This window comes from Pseudomonas sp. MF09150 (assembly GCF_059862355.1).
Genome location: NZ_JCBCUS010000008.1, coordinates 251989 through 277149 on the forward strand (window position 1 = coordinate 251989; position 25161 = coordinate 277149).

Below are 25161 nucleotides of genomic sequence, written 5' to 3' on the forward strand. Positions count from 1 at the left end.
CAAGGTACATGCCTGTAGCCGCTGCCGAGCCCGCGAGGCGGCGCTGGCCCTCATGACCAACACCCCGCCCACGCCCTCTTACAATGCCGCTGCCAACCGCGATCCCTGATTGATCGCGCGCTTGGCATCCAGCTCCGCCGCCACATCAGCACCACCGATCAGGTGCACGTTCTGCCCGGCAGCGAGCAGGCCGTCCTGCAGCTCGCGCAGCGGATCCTGGCCGGCGCAGATCACGATGTTGTCCACCGCCAGCACTTGCGGCTCGCCGCTGTCGCCGATGCGGATATGCAAGCCGGCGTCGTCGATCTTCAGGTATTCAACGCTGTTGAGCATCTGCACCTGCTTGTTTTTCAGCCCGGTGCGGTGGATCCAGCCGGTGGTCTTGCCCAGGCCGTCACCCACCTTGGACGCCTTGCGCTGCAACAAGAAGACCTGGCGCGCCGGGGCATGGGGCTGGGCCTTGATCCCGGCCACGCCGCCACGGGCCTGCAACTGGGTATCGATGCCCCACTCTTTCCAGAACGCTTCACGGTCCTGGCTGGTGGCGACGCCCTGATGCACCAGGAATTCCGACACATCGAACCCGATGCCACCGGCACCAATCACCGCCACGCTCTTGCCCACCGGCTTGCGTTCCAGCAGCACGTCCAGGTAACTCAGGACCTTGGCATGTTCAACCCCAGGAATCGCCGGCAGGCGCGGGGCGATGCCGGTGGCGAGGATGATTTCGTCATAACCGCCAGCCACCAGTTGCGCCACATCCACCCGAGTGTTCAGGCACACCTCGACATGGGTGGTCTGCAGTTTGCGCTTGAAATAGCGCAGGGTTTCGAAGAACTCTTCCTTGCCCGGCACGCGCTTGGCGACGTTGAACTGGCCGCCGATTTCACTCGCCGAATCGAACAGGGTCACCTGGTGCCCGCGCTCGGCAGCCACCGTGGCAGCGGACAACCCGGCAGGACCGGCACCGACCACGGCGATTTTCTTGATCTGCTGCACCGGCAGGTAATTGAGCTCGGTTTCATGGCAGGCCCGCGGGTTGACCAGGCAACTGGTGAGCTTGCCGCCAAAGGTATGGTCCAGGCAGGCCTGGTTACAGCCGATGCAGGTGTTGATTTCATCCGCGCGGCCTTCGGCGGCCTTGTTGACGAAGTCCGGGTCGGCCAGGAACGGCCGCGCCATGGACACCATGTCGGCATCGCCCTCGGCGAGGATCTGCTCGGCGACTTCCGGGGTGTTGATGCGGTTGGTGGTGATCAGCGGAATCGCCACCTCGCCTCGCAGCTTGGCCGTGACCTTGCTGAATGCGGCACGCGGGACCTTGGTGGCGATGGTCGGGATCCGCGCTTCGTGCCAGCCGATCCCGGTGTTGATCAGGGTGGCGCCGGCCTGCTCGATGGCCTTGGCCAGTTGCACGATTTCTTCCCAGGAGCTGCCGCCTTCCACCAGGTCGAGCATCGACAGACGGAAAATGATGATGAAGTTCGGACCTACGGCTTCGCGCACCCGACGCACGATTTCCACCGGCAGGCGCATACGGTTTTCGTAGCTGCCGCCCCAACGATCGGTGCGATGGTTGGTGTGGGCCGCCAGGAACTGGTTAATGAAGTAACCTTCCGAGCCCATGATTTCGACGCCGTCGTACTCGGCCTTCTGTGCCAGGGCCGAGCAGGTGACGAAATCGCGGATCTGCTTCTCGATGCCCTCCTCGTCCAGCTCCTTGGGCTTGAACGGGTTGATCGGCGCCTGGATCGCGCTTGGCGCCACCTGTTTTGGGCTGTAGGCGTAGCGTCCGGCGTGGAGGATCTGCATGCAGATCTTGCCACCCGCCTCATGCACCGCGCGGGTCACGATCTGGTGATTGAGCGCCTCTTCCTCGGTGGTCAGCTTGGCCGCACCGGAGTACACGCCACCTTCGTCGTTGGGGCCGATACCGCCGGTCACCATCAGGCCGACACCGCCCCGGGCGCGCTCGGCGAAGTAGGCCGCCATGCGCTCGAAGCCGCCGGGTTTTTCTTCAAGCCCGGTGTGCATCGAGCCCATCAGGGTGCGGTTGCGCAGGGTGGTAAACCCCAGGTCCAGCGGGGCCAACAGGTGCGGGTAGTGAGCGGCGGCCATCGGTAACTCCACATCGAGCGTTCACGGAAAAATGCGGAAGCTCTGCGGCTTCCATCAGTCATGCTCGACAGACTAAGAGCAGCGCACCGGCCGCTCAATGACCGTAACTGACAACTTATTGATCCAAATGCGCAGCGCCCCTTGGCAAGCGTCGGCATGGGCCCTACCCTAGTCGACGAATCCTGCACACGGCCGCTGACTGTTTTCCCATGCGCAAACTTCTCTATTTCACCGCCTCCATGGCCCTGATCGCCGCCCTCACCAGCTATGCCATCTGGACCCGCGAGCGTCCGGTCGGGCACTACCTGTCGGACCTGCGCATCAACCTCGCCGTGGACCAGGGCCAGCCCGCCGACCACGGCAACCTGCTGGGGATCCAGCCCGAGCTGTTCCCCACCGATTATCAAAGCCCCGAACGCCTGCACCGCAAGCTCGCGGCCTACCTGCAGCAGGCCCGCGACAAGGGCCTGCTGAATGAAAAAACCATCGTCGTACTGCCCGAACACGTGGGCACCTGGCTGATGGTCAGCGGCGAGAAAAACGAGCTGTACCAGGCCGCCACCCTGAAAGAAGCCATGAACTGGCTGGCGGTCAGCAACCCACTGCCCTTCCTGCGGGCACTGATCGTTGCCAAGGGTGACAGTCGCCTGCAAGACGCTCACCTGCGGATGAAAGCCAAGGCCATGGCCCGGGATTATCAACAGCTGTTTGGCGGCCTGGCCAAAGAGTTTCAGGTGACCCTGGTGGCCGGCTCCATCGTGCTGCCGGAACCAAGCGTCAACCAGGGCACCCTGCAGATCGGCAGCGGCGCGCTGTACAACAGCAGCCTGGTATTTGGCCGCGATGGCCTGCCCATAGGCCAGCCACAGCGCCAGCTGTACCCGGACTTCACCGAGCGCGGCTTTATCAGCCCCGCCAAGGACCAGGCCGTCAACGTCATCGACACCCCCGCCGGGCGCCTCGGGGTATTGATCGGCAGCGACAGCTGGTACCCGGACAACTACCGCAAGCTCGACGAACAAGGCGCGCAACTGGTAGCCGTGCCGGCGGTGGTCATCGGTCGTGGCACCTGGGACAAACCGTGGCGCGGCTACAAGAACGAAACGACCCCCAGCGAGATCAGTCTCAAACCCGGCGAACTCAGTGAAGGCGAAGCCTGGCATCGCCTGACCCTGACCGCCCGCGCCCCCAGCAGCCAAGCCACAGCCGGGGTCAGCGTGTTCCTGCGGGGGCAGTTCTGGGACCAGCGCAGCACCGGCCAGAGCTTTATCAGCAGCCCCGAACAGACCTATGCCGACGACGCAGCCCGCGGCGCCCGCCTGTTGAATATCTGGTTGTAGGTGATGAAGCCGCAACCCATGCGCCTGGGCGATCTGTCGGTGGGCTTCGTCCATAGCCTGGCCGACGCCATGGGCAGCCATGGCCTGGACCCGACTCCATTGCTGGCGCAATACGGGCTGGACGCGGCGCGATTGGGCGAAGCCGGCGCCCGACTGTCGATTCCGCGTTACATGCGCCTGGGCCATGCGGCGATTCAGCTCACCGGCGACCCGGCCCTGGGCCTGCGCATGGGCCAACTCGGCCGTCTCAGCCAGCTCGGGCTGGCCGGGGTCACTGCCGCCCAAGCGCCGACCGTGCGCGAAGCCGCGCGTTGCCTGACGCGCTTTGAAGCCTTGTACGGCTCCAACTACCGAGGCCAGTCGAGCTTTCACGAAGACGCCGACGGCGCCTGGCTGCGCTTCTATTCCATCAGCCCATACAACGCCTACAACCGTTTCGTGGTCGACTCGATCATCGCTGGCTGGCTGCAACAGCTGTCCAGCCTGAGCCCGCAGCCGATCACGGCCGAACAGATCGACATCGAATTCGCCGCCCCGGATTACCACGCCGACTACGCACGACTGGGCAACTGCCCGATCCAGTTCGGCGCCGAACACAACCAACTGCGCCTGAGCCAGGCCAGCCTCGCCCAGCGCAACCCCGAACACTGCCCCAGTACCTGGCGCCTGCTGCTGCAATTGTGTGAACGGGAGCTGGAGCAATTGACCCGCACCCGCAGCCTGCGCGAGCGCATCACTCAGTTGCTGGGGCCGTTGCTCAATGGCGGTCGCGAACCCGACCTGGAAGAAGTGGCGGCACGCCTCAAGCTGCCGACCTGGACCCTGCGGCGCAAGCTGGCCGAGGAAGGGACTCAGTTTCGCGCCATTCTCAACGACACCCGTCGTGATCTGGCCATGACTTACATTCGTGACACCGAACTGGCATTCGGTGAAATCGCCTACCTGCTGGGCTTTGCCTCAGCCGAGGCTTTTCAACGCGCATTCAAACGCTGGAGCGGCCAGACGCCCGGCGAGTTTCGCCGCAGCCACCGGCATTTCGCCTAAAAAAAAGCCACCGGCCTTACAGCTCGGTGGCGTCTTCTGTTGGGTCCAGCGGGTCCAATTCAAATGCCTGGTACTCCAGCAGTTCTTCCTGGTAATCGTCCATTGCGTCGTCCTTTGCCGTTGTATGAATAACCTGTTGCCTAATGACCTTCGCCCTCAGCATAAAGTGCCGGGATGACAGAAAAAATAATGCACGCTCCCTGCTGATAAAACGTAGCAGGCGGCAACGGATTTAGCTCGGCCAATTTAGATGCAACTGCAATCATTGCAATTGCAATGATATTGGCATTTCCGCTAGGGTAGCCGTCTGATCCCTCCAGACGGCGCGCACCATGACCTCATCCCGCTTCGGCTCCCCTTCCCCATCCCACGCCGGCCAAGCCGCCCGTGCCTGCATCGACCGCCTGACCGTGGGCAACCCGGCAACACCAGCGCGCTCGCCGCTGTTCACGGTAATGGAGATCGCCAATACCCTGGAGCTGGAGCGCAGCGTGGCCAATCAGGCCTGGGTGGTGCGCAATAACGCCCGGCAAGGCGCATCGACCCGCATCAGCGCCTGGCCGTTGCGGTTCTCCCGGGATACCCGGGAAAAACCGCTGCTCTACCTGCACAGCGCCCATTCTTCGGCGCAGCTGTGCGCGGTATCCGCCGAGTCGGCGCGGCGCGGCATTTTCTGCAACGACAATGAAACCCTGACCACCTCCTGGCCCAAAGGCGCCGATCCGTCCCTGCCACTGTGGCTGGCCAACAACCCGGATTGCCTGCCCTTCGACCCGGCCTCGGGCGACGAAACCCGGGCAATTGTCCTGGACGCGCTGCACCGCTTGTATGTCGAAGGCCAGCCCGGTTTCTACTACCTGGCCCTGCATGACCACGAACAGGGTCCGAGGCTCGGTGCCCAGGACCGGGGGGACGCCTTGCAGGGCATGTACAAAGTCGCCGAGTCCGGCCCGCTCGATGCCAGCCTGCGGGTGCGCCTGCTGGGGGCCGGCCAGGCCTTCGAAGAGGTACGCCAGGCGGCGGCGCTGCTGGAGCAGGACTGGGGGGTCGCCAGCCAGCTCTGGAGCTGCCCCAGTTATACCCGCCTGGCCCGCGAAGCGGCAGCCGCCGAGCGCTGGAACCGCCTGCATCCAGAAGCCGCCAAGCGCAGTGCCCACCTGATGCGCTGCCTGGGGCACAGCCGCGACCCGGTCCTGGCGGTGACCGGTTACGGCCAGGCGGTGACCGACCAACTGCGCGGCTTCGTGAAGGCACGCTTCGTCGCCCTGGGCGCCGGTTCGGCGACCGCCCGCAGCCCGAGCCAGCACTGGATCGCGACCCTGGCGCTCAAGGCCCTGGCCGATGAACAGCGCCTGCCGACAGTCAAGGTCGAGCAGGCTTTGCAGCGCTATGGCTTGCGCTAGGCGGGGCGTGACCGCCGGGTGCCTGGGCGCACGTCCGCGCCACTGGTGGAGGCCCGGGCCAGGGCGGCAGTGCGTTCCAGGGCATCGGCAAAGCTGTGTTTCTGCTGCTCGTCGAGCTGGGACAGAAACAGCTCGGCCACTGCGCTTTCGTAGATTTTCCACATCTTTTTGCGCAGTTTCCGCCCCTCTTCGGTGATGGTCACGAACGCGGCACGCCCATCGCCGTCGCAGCGCGAACGTTGCACCAGGCCTTCGTTTTCCAGGCGGTCGACCAATCGCGTCAGGTTGTAGCGCTCGATGGCCAGCACATCCGCCAGTTCGTGCATGCGCCGGGTGCCTTCGGGGCCGCTTTCCAGGCCCCACAAGGCGTCGTACCAGGCGTAGGCCGGCAGTCCGGCATCTGCCAGGCGGCGCTCGATTTCACGAATGACCGTGCGATGAGCCCTGACAAAACGGAACCAGACATCGGGCTCATTTGAAGACATGCAACACCATCCGCGGGACTGAAGAGGGTTGCAATAGTAGCGCATGCCGGGATAGATTCGGCCATGTAGTTGCAATTGCAATTATATTTATCGGCACGCAAGCCCTCTCGATCCCACAAGGATCCGCGCGCTGGAACCCCGCTCAACCTGGAGCCAGGCATGACCCAGAACAACATCGCAACGCTCGACCACGATCCCCAGGAAACCCGCGAATGGCTCGACTCCATCGAGTCCGTACTGAGCGCCGAAGGCCGGCCGCGGGCCCATTACCTGATTGATCAATTGCTGGATTTCGACGTTGCACGACATGGCGATTTCTACGGTCGGGTGACCACCCCCTACATCAACACCATCGCTCCCGAGCGCCAGTTGCCCTACCCCGGCAACCTCGACATCGAGCGCCGGATCAATGCCTTTATCCGCTGGAACGCCATGGCCATGGTGCTGCGCGCCGGCAAGCACTCGGGGGTCGGTGGCCATATCGCCACCTACGCCTCCGCCGCGGTGTTGTATGACGTGGGTTTCGATCACTTCTTCCGGGGCCGTACCGACAGCTTCGACGGCGACATGGTGTATATCCAGGGCCACTCCTCGCCGGGTATCTATGGCCGCGCCTACCTCGAAGGCCGCATCGACGAAGCCCAGCTCGACAACTTTCGCCGCGAATCCGCTGGCAACGGGATCTCGTCTTACCCACATCCGCGGTTGATGCCGGACTTCTGGCAATTTCCCACCGTGTCCATGGGCCTGGGCCCGATTACCGCCGCCTACCAGGCGCGCTTTATGCGCTACCTGGAGTTCCGCGGTCTCAAGCAGCACCAGGGGCGCAAGGTCTGGGCCTTCCTCGGCGATGGCGAGATGGACCAGCCAGAGTCCCTGGCGGCGATCTCCCTGGCAGGACGGGAGAAGCTCGACAACCTGATCTTCGTGGTCAACTGCAACCTGCAACGTCTCGACGGCCCGGTACGAGGCAACGCCAAGGTGATCCAGGAATTCGAAAGTCTGTATCGCGCTGCCGGCTGGAACGTGATCAAGGTGATCTGGGGCAGTGGCTGGGACGCCTTGCTGGACAAGGACCGCAGCGGCCTGCTACGCCAGCGCATGATGGAGTGCGTGGATGGTGACTATCAGAACTACAAGTCGCAGAACGGCGCCTATGTGCGCGAGCACTTCTTCGGTAAATACCCGGAATTGCTGGAGCTGGTAGCAGACCTCTCGGACGACGAGATCTGGAAGCTGTCACGCGGTGGCCATGACCCGGACAAGGTCTACAACGCCTACGCTGCCGCCATGCGTCACCCTGGCCAACCGACGGTGATCCTGGCGAAAACCGTCAAGGGCTTCGGCATGGGCGAGGCTGGCGAAGGTCAGAACATCAACCACCAGCTGAAGAAAATGGGCGCTGACGCCGTCAGGGCCTTCCGCGACCGCTTCGAACTGCCGGTCAGCGACGAACAACTGGCCGACCTGCCCTACCTCAAGCCCGCTGCCGACAGCCCGGAAGGCCGCTATTTTGCGGCACGACGCGAGAGCCTGGGCGGCCATATCCCGTCCCGCAGCAGCCAGGCGCCGGCCCTGGTCATCCCGCCACTGACGGCCTTTGCCACGCAACTTCAGGACACCGGCGAGCGCGCGATTTCCACCACCATGGCCTTTGTGCGCATTCTCGGCACACTGCTCAAGGACCCACAGATCGGCAAACTGGTGGTGCCGATCGTGCCCGACGAATCGCGAACCTTCGGCATGGAAAGCCTGTTCCGCCAGATCGGTATCCACTCGGCGGTCGGCCAGCTGTACACCCCGCAGGACGCCGGGCAACTGAGCTACTACAAGGAAAGCAAGGACGGCCAGATCATGCAGGAGGGGCTCAATGAATCAGGGGCCATCTCATCGTGGATTGCCGCCAGCACCTCCTACAGCAACCACGGCCTGATGACCCTTCCGTTCTACATCTTCTATTCGATGTTCGGCTTCCAGCGGGTCGGCGACCTGACCTGGGCTGCCGGCGATGCCCGGGCCCGTGGCTTCCTGCTGGGCGCCACCGCCGGGCGCACCACCCTGATGGGCGAAGGCCTGCAGCACGACGACGGCCACAGCCATGTGCTGGCCTCGGTGGTGCCGTGCTGCGTCGCCTATGACCCGACCTTCGCCTACGAACTGGCGGTGATCATTCAGGAAGGCATGCGCCGCATGTATGTCGAACAGGAAGACGTCTACTACTACATCACCCTGCTCAACGAAAACTATCCTCACCCGGCCATGCCCGACGGGGTTCAAGACGGGATCATCAAGGGCCTGTACCGCTTGAGTACCGGCGCCTCCAAACCCCGGCAGCCGCGCGTGCAACTGATGGGCAGCGGTTCGATCCTGCGCGAGGTGATGGCCGCCAGCGAGTTGCTGCTCAAGGATTTTGCCGTGGCCAGCGACGTCTGGAGCGCCACCAGCCTCACCGAACTGCGGCGCCAGGGTCATGAAGTGGAGCGCTGGAACCTGCTGCACCCGGAGCAGCCGCCCCGTACCAGCCATGTGCAGGACTGCCTGGCCGGCCAGGTCGGTCCGCTGGTGGTGGCCACCGACTACATGAAGATCTTTGCCGACCAGATCCGGCCCTTTGTCGAGCAGCGACGCTTCGTCGCCCTGGGCACCGACGGCTTTGGCCAGTCAGACACCCGAGAAGCCTTGCGCACGTTGTTCGAGGTGGATCGGCACTTTATCGTGTTGGCGGCGCTGAAAGCCCTGGCTGACGACGGCGAAATCCCCTACAGCCGGGTCTCGGAAGCCATCAGCCGCTATGGGATCGATATCAACAAGAGCGACCCCATGGCGGTCTGACGCGGTTCTATCGAGGCATGGCCGGAATCGGCTCGCTCGGCGGTGGCAGGTTGCTCGGTGGGGGCGGTGTCACCACTTCGGGGGCCGGCACCGGCTCGCTGGTTGCACCGGTTTCGGCCGGTGCGACGGGTGCAATGGGGGCCGCTTCCGGCGGTGGCGCCATGGGTTCGGAAACATTCGGCTCAGCGGCCGCCGGAGCTAGCGCTGCCGGCTCGGCTGCCGGGGTGGGCGCAGGCGCTGTCGGCGCGGGTTCGGCAGCAGCCGGCTTGGGCTCGGGTACGCCAAGATCGGTCTTGGGCTTCTCGACAATGTGCGCGGCTTTCTTCGCCTCAGGCGGCAGGAACAGCTCAACCAACGCAAAGTAGCGGTCGTAGAACTTGGCCGAGGACACAGTTTCGCTGGCCACCTTGACCATCGAATCATCGGTCGAGCCGATCGGCATCGACACCGACCCCAGCACCCCGACCCCGAGGCTCGCGGAGTTGTTGACCTTCTTCAGCGCATAGCGGTCCTGCAAGGCGTTGGCGAACATGGTCGAGTGATGGTCGACGCTGCCATCCTGAGCGCAGACCACGCTGAAGCTGATCTCCAGGTGGGTTTCGCCGGTCTGCTGAAAGCTCTTGTGGCCGCTGACCAGCTTCGGATCGCTGCTGGTGATGATGTAGCCCTGACTGAGCAAGGCCCGGCGCGCCGCTTCGCAGGAGGCGGTATCGCTCACCGGGTAATTGCGGGAAAAGGTGCCGGAATCGTCGAAATTCTCATGCTCGTAAATGGCGGTCTTTTGCGTCGAGCAACCCGCGATGGCCGCCAATAGCAGCACCAGTCCGGCAGCCGGCATGTGAAATGATCTGAACATCGAAAATCCTGAGGAAAACAGTCCGGCGCGTATTGTGCAACAGAACCACGCTACAGAGCGCACGGATTGATGTCTTAAAATTTATACAGAATGACTGACCGCGTATTCCGGGAAAAGTCGCACAGATAAATGATCGATCAGCGCGCGCACCTTGGCTGCCGCGTGACGACTCGACGGCCAAAGGATCCAGAACGTGCCGCTGTAGTCCAGGTGCTCATCGAGCACCTGCTGCAGTGCCCCTTGCTCCAGCGCCTCGCGCACCATGAAATCCGGCAGGCAGGCAATCCCTAGGCCACGGCGCACGGCATGGTCCACCGCCTCGATCGACGTGCTGACAAAACGGGTCGGCAAGAGCACTTCCGCGGCCCCCGGCAGGCGGCGCAGGGGCCAGGGCTCAAGCTTGCCGGTGTGATGGAAGGTGTGGCGCAAACAGGCATGGGACGCCAGGTCCGCCGGGTAGTGCGGCACTCCGTGACTCTCGAAGTAATCCGGGGTACCCACCAGCATCTGACGAAACTCGCCCAGCTTGCGCGCCATCAACCTCGAATCCCTGGGATTGCCGGTGCGCACCACCGCGTCAAAACCCTCCTCGACCACATCCACCATGCGGTCCGTCAGGTCGATATCCAACTCGATCTCCGGATACAACTGCATGAAATCAGCCAGCACCGGCATCAGCAGACCGTGCACCTGGGGCAGACTGATACGCAGCTTGCCTCGGGGCGCACTGGAGGATTTGCACAGTTCGAACTCGGCGGCTTCAACCTCCGCGGTGATCCGCCGACAACGCTGAAGAAACCCCGCGCCCTCGGCGGTCAGGGTGATGCTGCGGGTGCTGCGATGAAACAAACGGGTGGCCAGCCGCTCTTCGAGCCGGGCAATGCTTTTGCCGACGGCCGAGGAAGAGACCCCCAGCAGGCGCCCTGCTTCAGTAAAACTGCGGGTTTCCGCCACCTGCACAAACACCGAAATACTGCCGAGCCAATCCATCGCCCACTCCGCACATTAAGGACATGGATGTCCGATAAGTTCGGAACCTTAGCCTATTTTTCTAATAGGCACAGCGCCCTACTCTCAAGCCCGCACTTCTGCATACTCAACCGGGCCTGAAACCATGACCGAACCCCTTGCCACCGCCGACCTGCTGGACACCGACTCCAGACGTTGCGAACGGCTCCCCATCAGCGGCTTGCTGGCGCTGGCCACCGCCGGCTTCATCACTATCCTGACCGAGGCCCTACCGGCCGGATTACTGCCGCAGATGAGCCTGGACCTCAAGGTGTCCCAGGCGCTGGTCGGCCAGTTGGTGACCTTTTACGCCCTCGGCTCGCTGCTGGCGGCAATCCCCCTGGTGCTGCTGACCCAAGGCTGGCGTCGTCGCCCGCTGCTGCTGACGGCGATCGGCGGTTTTGCCGTGGTCAACAGCGTCACTGCCCTGTCGGATAATTACACCCTGACCCTGATCGCCCGGCTGTTTGCGGGGGTCTTCGCCGGGTTGCTCTGGGCCTTGCTGGCCGGCTACGCCAGCCGCATGGTGGCACCGCGTCTGCAAGGTCGGGCGATTGCCGTGGCCATGCTCGGCGCGCCGCTGGCGTTGTCCCTGGGTATTCCGGCAGGCACCCTGCTCGGCAATGTCCTGGGTTGGCGCTTGAGCTTTGCCGTCATGACCCTGCTGACCCTGGTGTTGATCGGCTGGGTGCGCTTTCAGGTGCCGGACTTTCCCGGGCAACGCGCAGAAAAACGCCTTTCGCTGGCCCGGGTATTTACCTTGCCCGGGGTAAGACCGGTGCTGTTCGTGACCTTTGCCTTTGTGCTCGGCCACAACATTCTCTACACCTACATCGCACCTTTTCTGGAGGCGGCCGGTATCGCCGGGCAGATCGAACGGGTGCTGCTGGTGTTTGGATTGGCAGCCGTGGCCGGCATCTGGGGCGTGGGCCTGCTGATCGACCGCTGGGCGCGGCAACTGGTGCTGATCAGTTGCAGCCTGTTTATCCTGTGCGCGCTGATCCTGGCCTTCTATAGCCAACTGCCCCTGGCTATTTACACTGCTGTCGCGATTTGGGGTGTGTCATTTGGCGGGCTGCCGACCTTGCTGCAAACAGCCCTGGCGAAAACCGCCGGGGATTCGGCAGATGCCGCCCAGTCGATGCTGGTGACCGTGTGGAACCTGGCCATCGCCGGCGGTGGACTGGCAGGCGCGGTGCTGCTCGAAGGCCCGGGGGTCGCGACGTTCTCCTGGGTGATCATCGGTCTGCTGCTGATGTCCCTATGGGTCACGGCGAACGCCAGGCGCCACGGTTTCCCTGCCCTTAGCTAAAAAAAAGACCCCGTCCTTGCGGACGGGGTCTTTTAGTGTTGCTTCAGTGCCGCAGGACAGTCATCAGTAACGCTTGATGTCTGCCTGGCTCTCCAGCTGCTTGCGGTAGGCGGCAAAGTCTTGCTGCCCCACACGCGATGCCAGGAAGCGACGGTACTGAGCCTTCTCTTCTTCAGTCGGCGCAGCCGCCTCGTTCACCCCGTTCAACTGCAGGATCACCAGGCTGCCATCAGGCAGGGTCACGCTGCTGAAGGTCGGTTTGTCCTTGGCTTCAGGCTTGCTCATGCGGAACAACGCTTGCAGCACAGTAGGTTCAACCCCTTCCTGGCCACGAGTAACCGCTTCGCTGACTTTCCAGCTCTGACCATCCACCGGCTTGTTCAACGGCGCCTTGCCGTCGCGCAGGCTGGCGATCAAGGCTTCAGCCTTGGTCTTGGCGGCAGCACTGGCGTGCTCCTTGGCTAATTGGGTACGGATGCTGCCGGCAACGCTTTCCAGCGGCAGTTGCTCAGGCTTGCGATGTTCCTTGGCGCGCAGGACCACTACGGTTTCGGGGTCGAGTTCAATGGCGGTGCTGTTGGCACCTTCATCAAGCACTTCCGGGCTGAAAGCAGCCTGGATCACGTTGCGGTTGGCCGCGATACCGTCACCGCCTTCACGGCTGAATGGCGCGGAGGTGTGCACGGTCAGCTTCAGTTCCTGAGCCGGTTGGGCCAGGTCCGAGGCTTCGAACGACGAGTCTTCCAATTGCTTGGTGGCCTCGACAAAACGCTGCTCGACCTGCTGGGTCTTCAGCTCGCGGGTCAGCTTGTCTTTCAGGCTGGCGAAGCTTGGAACTTCCGGAGCTTCAACACCCAGCAACTTGATCAAGTGGAAACCGAACGAGGTGCGCACCGGTGCCGAAACCTGATCCTTGGCCAGCGCGTACAACGCCTGCTCGAAGACCGGGTCATAGACGCCAGGGCCGGCGTAACCCAGGTCACCGCCATTGCTGGCCGAGCCCGGATCCTGGGAGAACTCTTTGGCCAGAGCCTCGAAGCTTTCACCCTTGGCCAGACGTGCCTGGATCTCTTCGATCTTGGCTTTGGCCTGGGCCTCGTTCACCTTGTCGTTGACTTCGATCAGGATGTGCGCGCCGCGACGCTGCTCAGCCAGGTTCGAGGTTTCTTTCTGATACTGCGCCTGCAGATCTTCATCCTTGACCGTGACCTGATCGAAGAAAGCGGATTTCTTCAGTTCCAGGTAATCGATCACGACTTGATCCGGAGTCATGAACTCCTTGGCGTGTTCGTCGTAGTAAGCCTTGACTTCGTCGTCAGTCACTTTGACCGCGGAAGGGTCAGCCTTAACGGTCAGGGAAGCGAAATCACGGGTCTGTTTTTCCAGACGCGCGAATGCCAGCACCTGGGCATCGGTGACAAAACCGCTGCCCGCGAGACCTGCACGGACCTGGCCGATCAGCATTTCCTGAGCCAGCATCTGACGGAATTGCAGGCGGCTGTAGCCCAACTGACGAATCACCTGGTCGAAACGCTCAGGGCTGAACTTGCCATCTACCTGGAATTCAGGTGTCTGCAGGATCACTTGATCCAGTGCGGCTTCAGAGAAAGCGAACTTGGAATTTTCGGCGCCTTGCAGCAGCAACTTGCGGTCGATCAGCCCTTTCAAGGCAGCCTCGCGCAGCATTTTTTCGTCAAGCAAGGAAGCATCGAAATCTTTGCCCAGCTGTTGCATCAGTTGGCGACGTTGCATGTCGACCGCTTGGCTCAGCTCGTTCTGAGTGATTTCCTCACCGTTGACCTTGGCCGCGTCCTGGCTGGTGGTAGTGGCTTTGAAAATGGCATCGAAACCGGTAAGGGCCATCAATGCGACGATGACCCCGATAATGGTCTTGGCAATCCAGCCTTGTGAATTGTCCCTGATATTCTGCAGCATGCGTCCCCCAGAAACGGTCGTACTTCAAATTAAGCAACCGTGGAGCGTGGGTAGAGTCCGGATAGAAGAAAGGCGCATCCGAGGATGCGCCTTCTCGTAACTGGCGGAGCGGTCGGAGGCTCGAACCTGCGACCCCCGGCGTGAGCCGATATTCTAACCGGCTGGCTAACCGCTCCGCGGCCAGATCGGGAATGACCCCGACCCGGGTGGGTAAAGGCTTGAACGAAGCTTAGTTAACGGCTTCTTTCAGAGCTTTACCGGCTTTGAAACCTGGCTTTTTAGCTGCAGCGATTTCCAGCGTCTTACCGGTCTGAGGGTTACGACCAATGCGAGCAGGACGATCGGTAACAGAGAAAGTACCGAAACCAACCAGTACCACAGAGTCGCCGGCCTTGAGAGCGCCAGTGACGGATTCGATCACAGCGTCCAGCGCACGGCCAGCAGCAGCTTTCGGGATATCAGCAGATGCAGCGATAGCATCAATCAGTTCCGACTTGTTCACTCTAAGTCCCCTTATATATCTATTTGAGTATGATTCTAAGTTTTTTGGTGAAAGCAAAAACGAGTGCTGAATGGCCTACAGACACTTAAGAGCCGCTTTATAACAAGGGCTCTAAAAAGCTGTCAAGGAAGCCCATCAGGCTAATGCGTACTTAATGCGTACTAATTCTTTCCTTAGAGTCAGAGTCGCGTTTTTCATCCTTTGCAACTATCTCGGGAGCTACATCCGGCAAGGGCTCCGGCGCGTATTGCAGCGCAATTTGCAGGACCTCGTCAATCCATTTAACCGGTTTAATCTGTAGATCCTGCTTGATATTGTCAGGAATTTCTTTCAAATCGCGAACATTCTCTTCAGGAATGATCACGGTTTTGATTCCACCACGGTGGGCCGCAAGCAATTTCTCTTTCAGGCCACCGATGGCCAATACCTGACCACGGAGGGTGATTTCACCGGTCATGGCTACATCCGCACGTACCGGAATCCCGGTCAGCGCCGAAACCAGCGCCGTGCACATGCCTACGCCTGCGCTAGGACCGTCTTTTGGCGTCGCCCCTTCAGGCATATGGATGTGGGTGTCGCGCTTCTCGTGGAAGTCCAGGGGAATCCCCAGGCTCTTGGCCCGGCTGCGCACTACCGTCAGTGCTGCAGTGATCGATTCGACCATCACATCGCCCAGGGAGCCAGTCTTGATCAACTGACCTTTGCCCGGGACCACGGCCGCTTCGATGGTGAGCAACTCACCGCCAACTTGCGTCCAGGCCAGACCTGTTACCTGACCAATCTGATCCTGCTGCTCGGCCAGGCCGTAGCGGAATTTGCGTACGCCCAAGAAGTGCTCCAGCAACTCGGAAGTAACCTTCACCGAGAAGCGTTTTTCCATGGCGTGCTCTTTCACCGCCTTGCGGCAAACCTTGGCAATCTGACGCTCAAGGCCCCGTACACCGGCTTCGCGGGTGTAGTAACGGATGATGTCGCGGATCGATTCATTGTCGAATTCCAGCTCGCCTTTTTTCAGGCCGTTGGCCTGGATCTGCTTGGGCGAGAGGTACTTGACCGCGATGTTGATCTTCTCGTCCTCGGTGTAGCCGGGCAGACGAATCACCTCCATCCGGTCCAGCAACGCTGGCGGAATATTCATCGAGTTGGAGGTGCACAGGAACATCACATCGGACAGGTCGTAATCGACTTCCAGATAATGGTCGTTGAAATTGTGGTTCTGCTCCGGATCGAGCACTTCCAGCAATGCCGATGCTGGATCGCCGCGCATATCACTGCCCATCTTGTCGATTTCATCGAGCAGGAACAGTGGGTTGCGCACCCCAACTTTTGTCATCTTTTGAATCAATCTTCCCGGCATCGAACCGATGTAAGTCCGTCGATGACCGCGAATTTCTGCCTCGTCACGCACGCCACCCAGGGCCATGCGCACAAATTTGCGGTTGGTGGCATGGGCGATCGACTCCGCCAGGGATGTTTTACCCACCCCAGGAGGACCTACCAGGCACAGTACCGGACCGCGAATCTTCTTCACGCGCTTTTGCACGGCGAGGTATTCAAGAATGCGTTCTTTGACTTCTTCAAGGCCGTAGTGATCGGCGTCAAGAATGTCTTCTGCGCGCGCCAGATCAAGGCGTACCTTGCTCTGGGCTTTCCAAGGCACCTGGACCAGCCAGTCGATGTAGGAACGCACCACAGTCGCTTCAGCCGACATGGGCGACATTTGCTTGAGCTTGTTCAGCTCCGCCTGGGCCTTGGTCAGGGCATCCTTTGGCAAGCCCGCAGCATCGATACGTTTTTTCAGCTCTTCGATTTCGTTGTGACCTTCGTCACCGTCGCCCAGCTCTTTCTGAATGGCCTTCATCTGCTCATTCAGGTAGTACTCGCGCTGGCTGCGTTCCATTTGCTTTTTGACGCGGCCACGAATGCGTTTTTCAACTTGCAGCAGGTCGATCTCGGCATCCAGCAAAGCCAGCACGTGCTCGACACGGGCCGACAAATCGATGATCTCGAGGATTTCCTGCTTCTGCTCGATCTTCAACGCCATGTGCGCAGCCATGGTGTCTACCAGGCGGCTTGGCTCATCGATGCTGTTAAGGGACGACAGCACCTCGGCAGGGACTTTCTTGCCCAGCTGCACGTACTGCTCGAACTGAGCCAGCAGGCTGCGGACAAAGACCTCCGATTCGCGCTCGGGAGCGTCGACTTCGTCGATCAGGGAAACTTCGGCACGGCAGTGGCCGTCCACTTCGCTGAAGCGCTCGACAGCGCCACGTTGCTCGCCTTCGACCAGTACTTTGACAGTGCCATCAGGCAGCTTGAGCAACTGCAGGACAGTGGCGATGGTACCTACGCGATAGAGTGCATCTTCACCGGGATCGTCATCAGCAGGGTTTTTCTGAGCTAACAGAAGAATCTGCTTGTCGCCCGTCATCGCGGCCTCGAGGGCTTCGATAGACTTCTCGCGCCCCACGAACAGCGGGATAACCATGTGCGGATAAACCACAACATCACGCAATGGCAAGAGAGGCAATTCGATGGTTGTCTTCATGATTTCGCCTCTACGGCGGCCATAAGGCCGTAAACAGATGGAAGTAAGCTTGAAACCAAGATGGGGGCTGCCTTGAAAAAAAACAAGCTCAAAGACAGCACTTTGACAGTAAAAACAAAGGGGCCCGAAGGCCCCCTCTTTTTAAGCAGCAGTGCGACGCTTACGCGTCTGGCGCCACCTTGGCTGCCGGCTCACTGTTCTCATAGATGTACAGTGGCTTGGACTTACCTTCAATAACGCTCTCGTCGATCACTACTTTACTCACCTCGGACTGCGAGGGGATTTCATACATAGTGTCGAGCAGTACACCTTCCAGAATCGAACGCAAACCACGAGCACCGGTCTTGCGCTCAAGGGCGCGCTTAGCGACCGACTTGAGTGCATCGGTACGGAACTCCAGGTCTACACCCTCCATCTCGAACAGCTTGGCGTACTGTTTGGTCAGGGCGTTTTTCGGCTCGGTGAGGATCTGAATCAAAGCAGCCTCATCCAGCTCGTCCAACGTCGCCAGAACCGGCAGACGACCGACGAACTCCGGGATCAGACCGAACTTGACCAAATCGTCAGGCTCGACTTCACGCAGGGACTCGCCCACCTTCTTGCCTTCCTCTTTGCTGCGAACTTCGGCGTTGAAGCCAATGCCGCCGCGAGTGGAACGGCTCTGAATAACCTTTTCCAGACCGGAGAACGCACCACCGCAGATAAACAGGATGTTGCGCGTATCGACCTGAAGGAACTCTTGCTGCGGATGCTTGCGGCCGCCCTGTGGCGGAACGGAAGCAACAGTACCTTCAATCAGCTTCAGCAACGCTTGCTGCACGCCTTCACCGGAAACATCCCGGGTGATCGAAGGGTTGTCAGATTTGCGCGAAATCTTGTCGATCTCATCGATGTAGACGATACCCATCTGGGCTTTCTCTACGTCGTAATCGCATTTCTGCAGCAACTTCTGAATGATGTTCTCGACATCCTCACCTACGTAACCCGCCTCGGTGAGGGTGGTCGCGTCGGCAATGGTGAAGGGTACGTTCAGCAGGCGCGCCAGGGTCTCTGCCAGCAGAGTCTTACCCGAACCTGTAGGGCCGATCAGCAAGATGTTGCTCTTGCCAAGTTCGACGTCGTCATTCTTTTTGTCACGCTGATTCAAGCGCTTGTAGTGGTTATACACCGCTACTGCGAGAACCTTTTTCGCACGCTCCTGACCGATTACATACTGATCAAGGATGCCGCTGATTTCTTTAGGCGAAGGCAATTTATGCGCGCTGCTTTCAGCCTGTGCTTCCTGCACCTCCTCACGGATGATGTCATTGCACAGGTCGACGCACTCGTCGCAGATAAAGACCGAGGGGCCGGCAATCAATTTGCGCACTTCATGCTGGCTTTTGCCACAGAAGGAGCAATAGAGCAGTTTGCCGTTGTCCTCGCCGTTGCGGGTGTCAGTCATTCGATCGATCCAAATCCGATAGGCTTGCAACACAAGATGAAGGCAATTGCGGGCTTTTTCAAGCCCGCAGGTGGCCAGTTACCCCAACCACCGACATTTGAGTTGCTTAGGCAGGCATTTGACGCTTGTTGATCACGGAGTCGATCAGGCCGTATTCCGCCGCACGCTCTGCGCTCATGAAGTTGTCGCGTTCGGTATCGCGCTCGATGGTTTCCAAGCTCTGGCCAGTGTGATGAGCCAGCAGCGAGTTCAAACGCGAACGGATGTGGAGGATTTCCTTGGCATGGATGTCGATATCCGACGCCTGACCCTGGAAACCGCCCAACGGCTGGTGAATCATCATCCGCGAGTTAGGCAGGCAATGGCGTTTGCCCGCAGCGCCGCCGGCGAGCAGGAAAGCACCCATGCTGCAGGCCTGGCCAATGCAGATGGTGGAAACGTCGGGCTTGATGAACTGCATGGTGTCGTAGATCGACATGCCTGCAGTCACCGAACCACCTGGTGAGTTGATATAAAGATGGATGTCCTTGTCCGGGTTTTCCGCTTCAAGGAAGAGCAATTGCGCCGCCACCAGGTTGGCCATGTAATCCTCTACCGGACCAATCAGGAAGATCACTCGCTCCTTGAGAAGGCGCGAATAGATGTCATAGGCGCGTTCGCCACGGGCGGACTGCTCGATAACCATCGGGACCAGGCCGCCTGCGGCCTGGATGTCAGAGCTCTGCTGATAATAAGAATTGCGGGACATGTCCTGCAGTCACTCCCAAATAGTCATGTCTTGAATACGCATAAGCCAGCGCGAAGGCTGGCTTATGGTGTGTATTTTCGAACGAGTAAAAAATCAGTCGGCTTGTGGTGCTTCTACCGGCTTGACCGCTTCTTCGTAAGAGACCGATTTGTCGGTCACGCTAGCTTTCTGCAGAACAGTATCCACAACTTGCTCTTCCAGCACAACCGAACGGACTTCGTTCAGTTGCTGGTCGTTCTTGTAGTACCAAGACACAACCTGCTCAGGCTCCTGGTAGGCCGAGGCCATTTCCTGGATCAGCTCGCGAACACGATCTTCGTCTGGCTTGAGGTCGAACTGCTTGACCACTTCAGCCACGATCAGGCCCAGCACAACGCGGCGCTTGGCTTGCTCTTCGAACAGTTCGGCCGGCAGTTGGTCAGGCTTGATGTTGCCACCGAACTGCTGAACAGCTTGTACGCGCAGGCGGTTGACTTCGTTGTCCAGCAGCGCCTTAGGCACTTCGATCGGGTTCGCTTCCAGCAGACCGTCCATGACCTGGTTCTTGATCTTGGATTTGATCGCCTGACGCAGTTCACGCTCCATGTTCTTGCGAACTTCGGCGCGGAAACCTTCCAGACCGCTTTCCTTGATACCGAACTGAGCGAAGAACTCTTCGGTCAGCTCTGGCAGCTTAGGCTCGGACACAGTGTTGACGGTAACGGTGAACTCGGCAGCTTTGCCGGCCAGGTCCAGGTTCTGGTAGTCCTCAGGGAAGGTCAGGTTCAGAACGCGCTCTTCACCGGCTTTGGCGCCAACCAGGCCGTCTTCGAAGCCAGGAATCATGCGGCCGGAGCCCAGAACCAGCTGGGTGCCCTTGGCGGAACCACCAGCGAATACTTCGCCGTCAACCTTGCCAACGAAATCGATGTTCAGTTGATCTTCGTTCTGTGCGGCACGATCGACCGACTCAAAACGAATGTTCTGCTTGCGCAGGATTTCCAGCATGTTGTCCAGATCGGCATCAGCCACGTCAGCGCTCAGGCGCTCAACGGCGATGGACTCGAAACCGGCAACAGTGAACTCAGGGAACACTTCGAACGTTGCGACGTATTCCAGATCCTTGCCCTTCTCCAGCACTTTAGGCTCGACCGAAGGTGCGCCAGCCGGGTTCAGCTTCTGCTCAACCACTGCTTCGTAGAAGGAAGCCTGGATCACATCACCCACAGCTTCTTGACGCGCATCAGCTTCATAACGCTGGCGGATAACGCTCATTGGAACTTTGCCAGGACGGAAGCCTGCAATTTTGGCCTTTTGGGCAGTCTGCTGCAGACGCTTGTTGACCTGGCTCTCAATACGCTCGGCCGGCACGGTGATGCTCATGCGGCGCTCAAGAGCAGAAGTATTTTCAACAGAAACTTGCATGGATATTCCTCGTTGCACAGACGTTAGCCGGCCGTTTCCGACCCCAGAATCAAGGGCATGCATTCTAGTGGGTCAAACTCAAGAAGTCACCCTACTGAAAACGGGTAAAAAACAGCTGGCAATTTAAAGGCGGGGACAAACGGTTGAGCCTCACCCACAGAGCAAATACAGCGAATCAAACCAGCGCCTCTAAACCGTCCCTCTATATATAGAAGAGACCAGTCGTCAGCCGCCTGGCCGCCAGACCTCGATGGCCCGGCAGATCAACCCGAACATCCAGTGACAAAAAAAGACGAACACTTCGCCAACTCATTTAGCCCACTACCGGCAGCCGCACTGAAAACCCGAACTTCTGAAACGAAAACGGCGCAGCCCTTTTCAGGTGCTGCGCCGTTATCTGCTATTAAATAGCTACTTAATTGGTGCGGACGAAGGGAACCGAATTAAACCCTGAAACCCTTGTCGCATAAGGCCTCAACGAACAAGGCGCTTTCCAATGTACTAACCCGTGTACTAATCCATCGGCACTGGGACGACATGGGGCACTCAAAAGAGGGCGCAATTCTAACCACGAATTAACGCAAGCGCCCGTTTTCTTTCACTTTTTCGGGCGTGTGCCGGGTGGGTTCAGTGACAGGCGGTCGGCCGCACCGGCACCAGATCGGCCGGCCTACAGCTCGTCGGCGTGAATCGCGCTTTGCTCATGCCTCAATTACTGTATACACATACAGCATTGGATTCGAGGTAGTACCGTGCACACAGAAGACGACACAGCCGATTGGCTGGGCATCCCCACGCCCCTGGAAACCGCAAGACAGCATGCCCTGCTGCTTGAAAATGAGGTCGACGAGCTGAACCTGCAACTGCGCGTAGCTCGGGAAAACATTTATAAGCTGGTGAACATGCAAGCGCAGACCGAGAGGGAAAGAGACGACGCCTTGTCAAGGCTGCGCGAGAAATTCGGAGAAGCTATGAAGTTGCGGCAGAAAGTCAGCGATCTGCAAACAACAGTTCTGACCAAGGACCGGGCGAATGAGGATCTGCGCCGACAGATCCCACCATCGGCCCGGCTTCGATAATTAAATAATCAAGCCCAGGCCCTGATAACAAGGCGCCAGTTCGCTGGAGTTATGAGCGATACGGACCCGGTGACTTTATGCAGAATGAAAAAGACACCCGCTTGCGATCCATAGCGGTACATGACATTCGAAGCATCAGGGACTACCGATACACCCAGGCTGTATGCATAGTCCGGGTTGCTCGAGACTCCGACAATCTCGCCAGCTGTATAACCGAGCTCTGCCGTCTTGCAGATCAGGTTGCTGATCAGAAGGCGGGGAATGGATGGCAGGCCGTGCGGAAGTACCTGCCCGCCGGCCGGGGTTATTACCTGCTCAGGACTGCTGTACTCCTTTGAAAGTGGGATGCCAACAAATCCGTTGGTCACAGTCAGCGGGCCAGCCATCGTTTGAGCGCCAGTTTTCATAACTGCACCCGCCAGCGTTGCCGCTGCGGCCTGCGCGCTCGCCAACGCCTTACGCGCCCAGTGAAACGCGGAGTAAAGCCCGGCAACTACCGGGGTGTCTTCTGGATTGGATGCCCACATCTGCGAAAGCGTGGCAGAGTCGGAAGAGTTCACAGCGCTTGCGAGCGCCGAGGCCGCGCTCATCCCAGATGCAACTGCGGAATCGGCCGAGGCCTGGGCGGCAGCGAGTGCCAAAGCTGGCTGCTGTTCAAGCTGCGCCAGAGTCAGGCTTGATGTTGTCGGATTCCCGTCCGCATCAAATGCAAGCATCCTCAAGGCGCGCGCGGCCTTTGTCGGTAAGGGCGGGATCCCTTCCGGCTCCAGCAAGCTGACAGTGAGTGCCCTGCTGCTGTCGCGATTCAGCTGTTTTACGGCCAACCATAGGCGGTCGAAGTCAGGGTTTATTGTCTCTGCGAGCAGGTCACCGTTGATCTGGTAATCAGTCAGGCGCTGGAACGGAACAACCATCTGGAACAGCAGGTCGCCCGATGGAGGCGTAGAAAACGTGCATGAACTCTGCGGGTTGCCAATGCCCGCCAGGGTGAACCCGGCTGTTACCAGCACACCGTTCAGCGTGACCTGCAGGTCGGCCGCGTTCAGCAATAAGAAGGGAATGGCGTAGACGGTGGCCACGCCGTTGGCGGCGTAGCGTTTAAACGTTGGTCCGGGTTGAACTGACATGACGAGCCCCTGAGTGTGAGCGGGCTAATACTCGACCTGAACGTCATGTGTGCCCGCGCTTGGTCGCCAATCGTCGCGCCGGACCTCTGTCGGTTTCCCGACTATCCGCCCAATACGGACAGGGGTCTGGCTGATGCCGCCGGCGCCGGAGTCGATATAGTCATCCTCCTGGTTGGTCAGCGCGGGGTTGAAGTCGCGCATCTGGTCCCAGATCGTGCGCAGCACGTCGACGTGTGCCCATAGGAAGCGGGCCGACAGCGGCGATTCGAAGGCGTCGAGGATGCGTTTCTGCTTGTTGGTGCTGGAATGCTCTTCCCCTACCCCGCAGCCGGTGCCCTTCAAGGCCTGCTTGAGAATCGACGGCGCAAAGCCGCCCGGCCCGTTGGTTTCGATAATCACCCGGGGGATTTGGTGCTTGATCACCAGTTCGCGGATCTGATGCACCTGGCCCCCAATGATCCTGTCGCGGTCGTCGAACTCCGCAATTTCACCGGTCAGGCCCACGGCCAAGTGCCAATACAACTGGCCGCGCGCGTCGGTGAGGATCAGCGAGAAGGCCGACGCGTCGGATTTAATCTTGCCCAGGGAACAATCCCAGTAGGCCACGGCGCCGACGATCTGCGTTGAGCCCAGGTACATGGCTGCCGCGTTGTTCGCGTAGCGCATGGTCGGCTGGACGTCGTAGGGAATGATGCGGGCCGGGTCCAAACGAACCTCCGTCACAGGCTTCGAATGCAGCTGGTACTGCGAATCCCATTCGTTGATGGTGCGGGTTTCACGGCGCCGGGTTTCCAGGGTGGCCATGTCGAAGCGTTCGGGCCAGGCGCTGCCCGCGTAGCAGTCCACCAGCGTTCCGGGTGGTGTAAAGAAGGCAATGCCGGTTTTCGTCTGCTGGTAATCCTTGCCCAGCACCAGCACACGGGCGTGCTTCCCGATGCCTGAAAACACCACGTCAGGCACGAACGGCACGTCGTAGGCGCAGTGTTTGGCGTCCTCTATCCGGTGTTCCTGGGCGAACATCCGGATGGTCAGGCAGTCGGCCCCCATGCTCTCAAGCTCGTCGTAGAGGCTGTCGTGGGTGTGCGGCGTGCCGATGTAGAGCTTGCTGCCACCAGGCACCAGGATGTGGGTCTGCTCGCCAAGACGGTAGCGCAGCTTCTCCCGCGCCTCTGGGGTCTGGATGTTTCGCGGCACCTCGACGTCATCGTTCTGGCATTCGTCCGCGCGGGCCGAAGTTACGTTCGACAAGATGCCCTTGGCGAACATGCTGGCATTTCGGAAGTCAGCAGCGCCCTCGACCCACCACTGCTCAACGGTGCCCTGGTTGGGTGGCAGCAGATGCCTGGTCAGCGGGTGATTGCGGATGACGTTCTGTGTATCCCGGCTGGTCTTATAGGCCGTGGGGTCCGACTCGGACTGGTGCAGGATTCGATAGGTCGGGTCCTTGTAGTAGAGCCAGGCGTTGTAAATCGCCAGCAGCGTCGATTTACCGAAGCCCCGGAAACAACGCAAAACGGCCAGAGACCCTTTAGCCTCCAGCCATATCAGCGCCTGAACGTGGATGAACGGAACATCCCACCGCATGCGCCGGGCCCACAGCATGAAGAAAACCAGCAGGCTGACTTTTTTCACGGGCTCAGTGGACATGCCCGCCCTTCTGCATCCGATCGATTATGGCCTGGGCCTCTCGCTCAGCGGCGGCCAACTCGCCATCCAGTTCGTCAACTGCATGCCCAGCATCCGGCGCCGGCTTCTGTCGGTTCATGACGCCGGCGATGTTTACCACCTTGAGCAACAGGGTCATGGTCGCGGCGGCGTTTTTCTTGCACCAGTACCTGTCGCCGCGCTCTTGCTGGGTCAGGTCGGCCGGAACCTTCTCGGCGCCCGGCCAGTTGTGCGGGTCGACCTCGCTGATGACAACCTCGCCCAGGCGTTCGCTGAGGGCTTGCAGCCGGGTAATCTGATCATCACGCATA

The 25161-nt window shown here is 60.1% G+C and carries 19 protein-coding genes; 6 read left to right on the forward strand and 13 right to left on the reverse strand.

All coding sequences use genetic code 11. From position 1 onward, the window contains the following. Positions 1-78: 78 nt before the first annotated feature. Positions 79-2118 (reverse strand): oxidoreductase, encoded by a 2040-nt coding sequence (locus tag AC19YX_RS27065; RefSeq protein ID WP_500607424.1) that lies wholly within the window; start codon positions 2116-2118, stop codon positions 79-81. A gap of 209 nt (positions 2119-2327) precedes the next feature. Between AC19YX_RS27065 and AC19YX_RS27070 the strand changes: the two genes are divergently transcribed. From AC19YX_RS27070 to AC19YX_RS27080, 3 genes are all read left to right on the forward strand, one after another. Then, positions 2328-3458 carry a carbon-nitrogen hydrolase family protein gene (locus AC19YX_RS27070; RefSeq protein ID WP_500607425.1) on the forward strand — a complete coding sequence of 377 codons (1131 nt, stop codon included), beginning with the start codon at positions 2328-2330 and terminating at the stop codon, positions 3456-3458. A gap of 3 nt (positions 3459-3461) precedes the next feature. Next, entirely contained in the window at positions 3462-4502 is a 1041-nt protein-coding gene (locus AC19YX_RS27075; protein ID WP_201131674.1) for an AraC family transcriptional regulator, read from the forward strand. 332 nt (positions 4503-4834) lie between these two features. After that, positions 4835-5905: a transketolase-like TK C-terminal-containing protein gene (locus tag AC19YX_RS27080; RefSeq protein ID WP_500607426.1), complete on the forward strand. Its 1071-nt coding sequence runs from the start codon at positions 4835-4837 to the stop codon at positions 5903-5905. Here the strand turns inward: AC19YX_RS27080 and AC19YX_RS27085 are convergent. Beyond that, on the reverse strand, positions 5902-6390 hold the full coding sequence (locus tag AC19YX_RS27085) for a MarR family winged helix-turn-helix transcriptional regulator (protein WP_020296813.1): 489 nt from the start codon (positions 6388-6390) through the stop codon (positions 5902-5904). The genes AC19YX_RS27080 and AC19YX_RS27085 overlap by 4 nt on opposite strands. A 159-nt stretch (positions 6391-6549) precedes the next feature. Here AC19YX_RS27085 and aceE point away from each other — a divergent pair, with 159 nt between their 5' ends. Continuing rightward, positions 6550-9222, forward strand: coding sequence for a pyruvate dehydrogenase (acetyl-transferring), homodimeric type (gene aceE, locus AC19YX_RS27090; RefSeq protein WP_500607427.1), 2673 nt, complete (start codon positions 6550-6552; stop codon positions 9220-9222). A 7-nt stretch (positions 9223-9229) separates the two neighbouring features. Here the strand turns inward: aceE and AC19YX_RS27095 are convergent, their stop codons facing one another. Further along, on the reverse strand, positions 9230-10078 hold the full coding sequence (locus AC19YX_RS27095; RefSeq protein WP_421549232.1) for a DUF2242 domain-containing protein: 849 nt from the start codon (positions 10076-10078) through the stop codon (positions 9230-9232). Between the two features lie 81 nt (positions 10079-10159). Further along, positions 10160-11068, reverse strand: a complete 909-nt coding sequence (locus tag AC19YX_RS27100; protein WP_078473264.1) for a LysR family transcriptional regulator — start codon at positions 11066-11068, stop codon at positions 10160-10162. Between the two features lie 124 nt (positions 11069-11192). Here AC19YX_RS27100 and AC19YX_RS27105 point away from each other — a divergent pair, with 124 nt between their 5' ends. After that, complete coding sequence (locus AC19YX_RS27105) at positions 11193-12398, forward strand: MFS transporter (protein ID WP_421549233.1); 1206 nt, start codon at positions 11193-11195, stop codon at positions 12396-12398. 63 nt (positions 12399-12461) lie between these two features. On the opposite strand, the gene AC19YX_RS27110 is transcribed toward AC19YX_RS27105, so the two are convergent. From AC19YX_RS27110 to tig, 6 genes are all read right to left on the reverse strand, one after another. After that, a complete protein-coding gene (locus tag AC19YX_RS27110; RefSeq protein ID WP_500607428.1) occupies positions 12462-14333 on the reverse strand; it encodes a SurA N-terminal domain-containing protein in 1872 nt (623 codons plus the stop codon). Between the two features lie 229 nt (positions 14334-14562). Next, the gene (locus AC19YX_RS27115; protein ID WP_020296819.1) at positions 14563-14892 is read right to left on the reverse strand and encodes an HU family DNA-binding protein; all 330 of its coding nucleotides are present in this window, start codon (positions 14890-14892) and stop codon (positions 14563-14565) included. Between the two features lie 94 nt (positions 14893-14986). Further along, complete coding sequence (gene lon, locus AC19YX_RS27120) at positions 14987-17383, reverse strand: endopeptidase La (RefSeq protein ID WP_020296820.1); 2397 nt, start codon at positions 17381-17383, stop codon at positions 14987-14989. A gap of 160 nt (positions 17384-17543) precedes the next feature. Continuing rightward, positions 17544-18827, reverse strand: coding sequence for an ATP-dependent Clp protease ATP-binding subunit ClpX (clpX, locus tag AC19YX_RS27125; protein ID WP_020296821.1), 1284 nt, complete (start codon positions 18825-18827; stop codon positions 17544-17546). 106 nt (positions 18828-18933) lie between these two features. Continuing rightward, positions 18934-19575: an ATP-dependent Clp endopeptidase proteolytic subunit ClpP gene (gene clpP / locus AC19YX_RS27130; RefSeq protein ID WP_016965272.1), complete on the reverse strand. Its 642-nt coding sequence runs from the start codon at positions 19573-19575 to the stop codon at positions 18934-18936. A gap of 93 nt (positions 19576-19668) precedes the next feature. After that, positions 19669-20979, reverse strand: coding sequence for a trigger factor (gene tig, locus AC19YX_RS27135; RefSeq protein WP_020296822.1), 1311 nt, complete (start codon positions 20977-20979; stop codon positions 19669-19671). A 752-nt stretch (positions 20980-21731) separates the two neighbouring features. On the opposite strand from tig, the gene AC19YX_RS27140 reads away from it, so the two are divergent. Continuing rightward, entirely contained in the window at positions 21732-22058 is a 327-nt protein-coding gene (locus AC19YX_RS27140) for a hypothetical protein (RefSeq protein WP_500607429.1), read from the forward strand. Between the two features lie 8 nt (positions 22059-22066). Here the strand turns inward: AC19YX_RS27140 and AC19YX_RS27145 are convergent, their stop codons facing one another. From AC19YX_RS27145 to AC19YX_RS27155, 3 genes are read right to left on the reverse strand one after another with little or no spacing between them, the layout of a single operon-like run. After that, complete coding sequence (locus AC19YX_RS27145) at positions 22067-23185, reverse strand: hypothetical protein (RefSeq protein ID WP_500607430.1); 1119 nt, start codon at positions 23183-23185, stop codon at positions 22067-22069. Positions 23186-23209: 24 nt separating this feature from the next. Next, on the reverse strand, positions 23210-24832 hold the full coding sequence (gene terL / locus AC19YX_RS27150) for a phage terminase large subunit (RefSeq protein ID WP_500607431.1): 1623 nt from the start codon (positions 24830-24832) through the stop codon (positions 23210-23212). Continuing rightward, positions 24822-25160 carry a hypothetical protein gene (locus tag AC19YX_RS27155; RefSeq protein WP_500607432.1) on the reverse strand — a complete coding sequence of 113 codons (339 nt, stop codon included), beginning with the start codon at positions 25158-25160 and terminating at the stop codon, positions 24822-24824. Before AC19YX_RS27155 ends, terL begins: the two co-directional genes overlap by 11 nt. Position 25161 lies beyond the last annotated feature (1 nt).

Bases quoted from the DNA above. Each gene is read 5' to 3' on its own strand.
- clpX (WP_020296821.1), bottom strand. From the start codon at position 18,827: ATGACTGACACCCGCAACGGCGAGGACAACGGCAAACTGCTCTATTGC.
- AC19YX_RS27075 (WP_201131674.1), top strand. From the start codon at position 3,462: ATGAAGCCGCAACCCATGCGCCTGGGCGATCTGTCGGTGGGCTTCGTC.
- AC19YX_RS27065 (WP_500607424.1), bottom strand. From the start codon at position 2,118: ATGGCCGCCGCTCACTACCCGCACCTGTTGGCCCCGCTGGACCTGGGG.
- AC19YX_RS27100 (WP_078473264.1), bottom strand. From the start codon at position 11,068: ATGGATTGGCTCGGCAGTATTTCGGTGTTTGTGCAGGTGGCGGAAACC.
- aceE (WP_500607427.1), top strand. From the start codon at position 6,550: ATGACCCAGAACAACATCGCAACGCTCGACCACGATCCCCAGGAAACC.
- lon (WP_020296820.1), bottom strand. From the start codon at position 17,383: ATGAAGACAACCATCGAATTGCCTCTCTTGCCATTGCGTGATGTTGTG.
- AC19YX_RS27085 (WP_020296813.1), bottom strand. From the start codon at position 6,390: ATGTCTTCAAATGAGCCCGATGTCTGGTTCCGTTTTGTCAGGGCTCAT.
- AC19YX_RS27095 (WP_421549232.1), bottom strand. From the start codon at position 10,078: ATGTTCAGATCATTTCACATGCCGGCTGCCGGACTGGTGCTGCTATTG.
- AC19YX_RS27110 (WP_500607428.1), bottom strand. From the start codon at position 14,333: ATGCTGCAGAATATCAGGGACAATTCACAAGGCTGGATTGCCAAGACC.
- AC19YX_RS27145 (WP_500607430.1), bottom strand. From the start codon at position 23,185: ATGTCAGTTCAACCCGGACCAACGTTTAAACGCTACGCCGCCAACGGC.
- AC19YX_RS27070 (WP_500607425.1), top strand. From the start codon at position 2,328: ATGCGCAAACTTCTCTATTTCACCGCCTCCATGGCCCTGATCGCCGCC.
- AC19YX_RS27155 (WP_500607432.1), bottom strand. From the start codon at position 25,160: ATGCGTGATGATCAGATTACCCGGCTGCAAGCCCTCAGCGAACGCCTG.
- AC19YX_RS27080 (WP_500607426.1), top strand. From the start codon at position 4,835: ATGACCTCATCCCGCTTCGGCTCCCCTTCCCCATCCCACGCCGGCCAA.
- AC19YX_RS27105 (WP_421549233.1), top strand. From the start codon at position 11,193: ATGACCGAACCCCTTGCCACCGCCGACCTGCTGGACACCGACTCCAGA.
- tig (WP_020296822.1), bottom strand. From the start codon at position 20,979: ATGCAAGTTTCTGTTGAAAATACTTCTGCTCTTGAGCGCCGCATGAGC.
- terL (WP_500607431.1), bottom strand. From the start codon at position 24,832: ATGTCCACTGAGCCCGTGAAAAAAGTCAGCCTGCTGGTTTTCTTCATG.
- clpP (WP_016965272.1), bottom strand. From the start codon at position 19,575: ATGTCCCGCAATTCTTATTATCAGCAGAGCTCTGACATCCAGGCCGCA.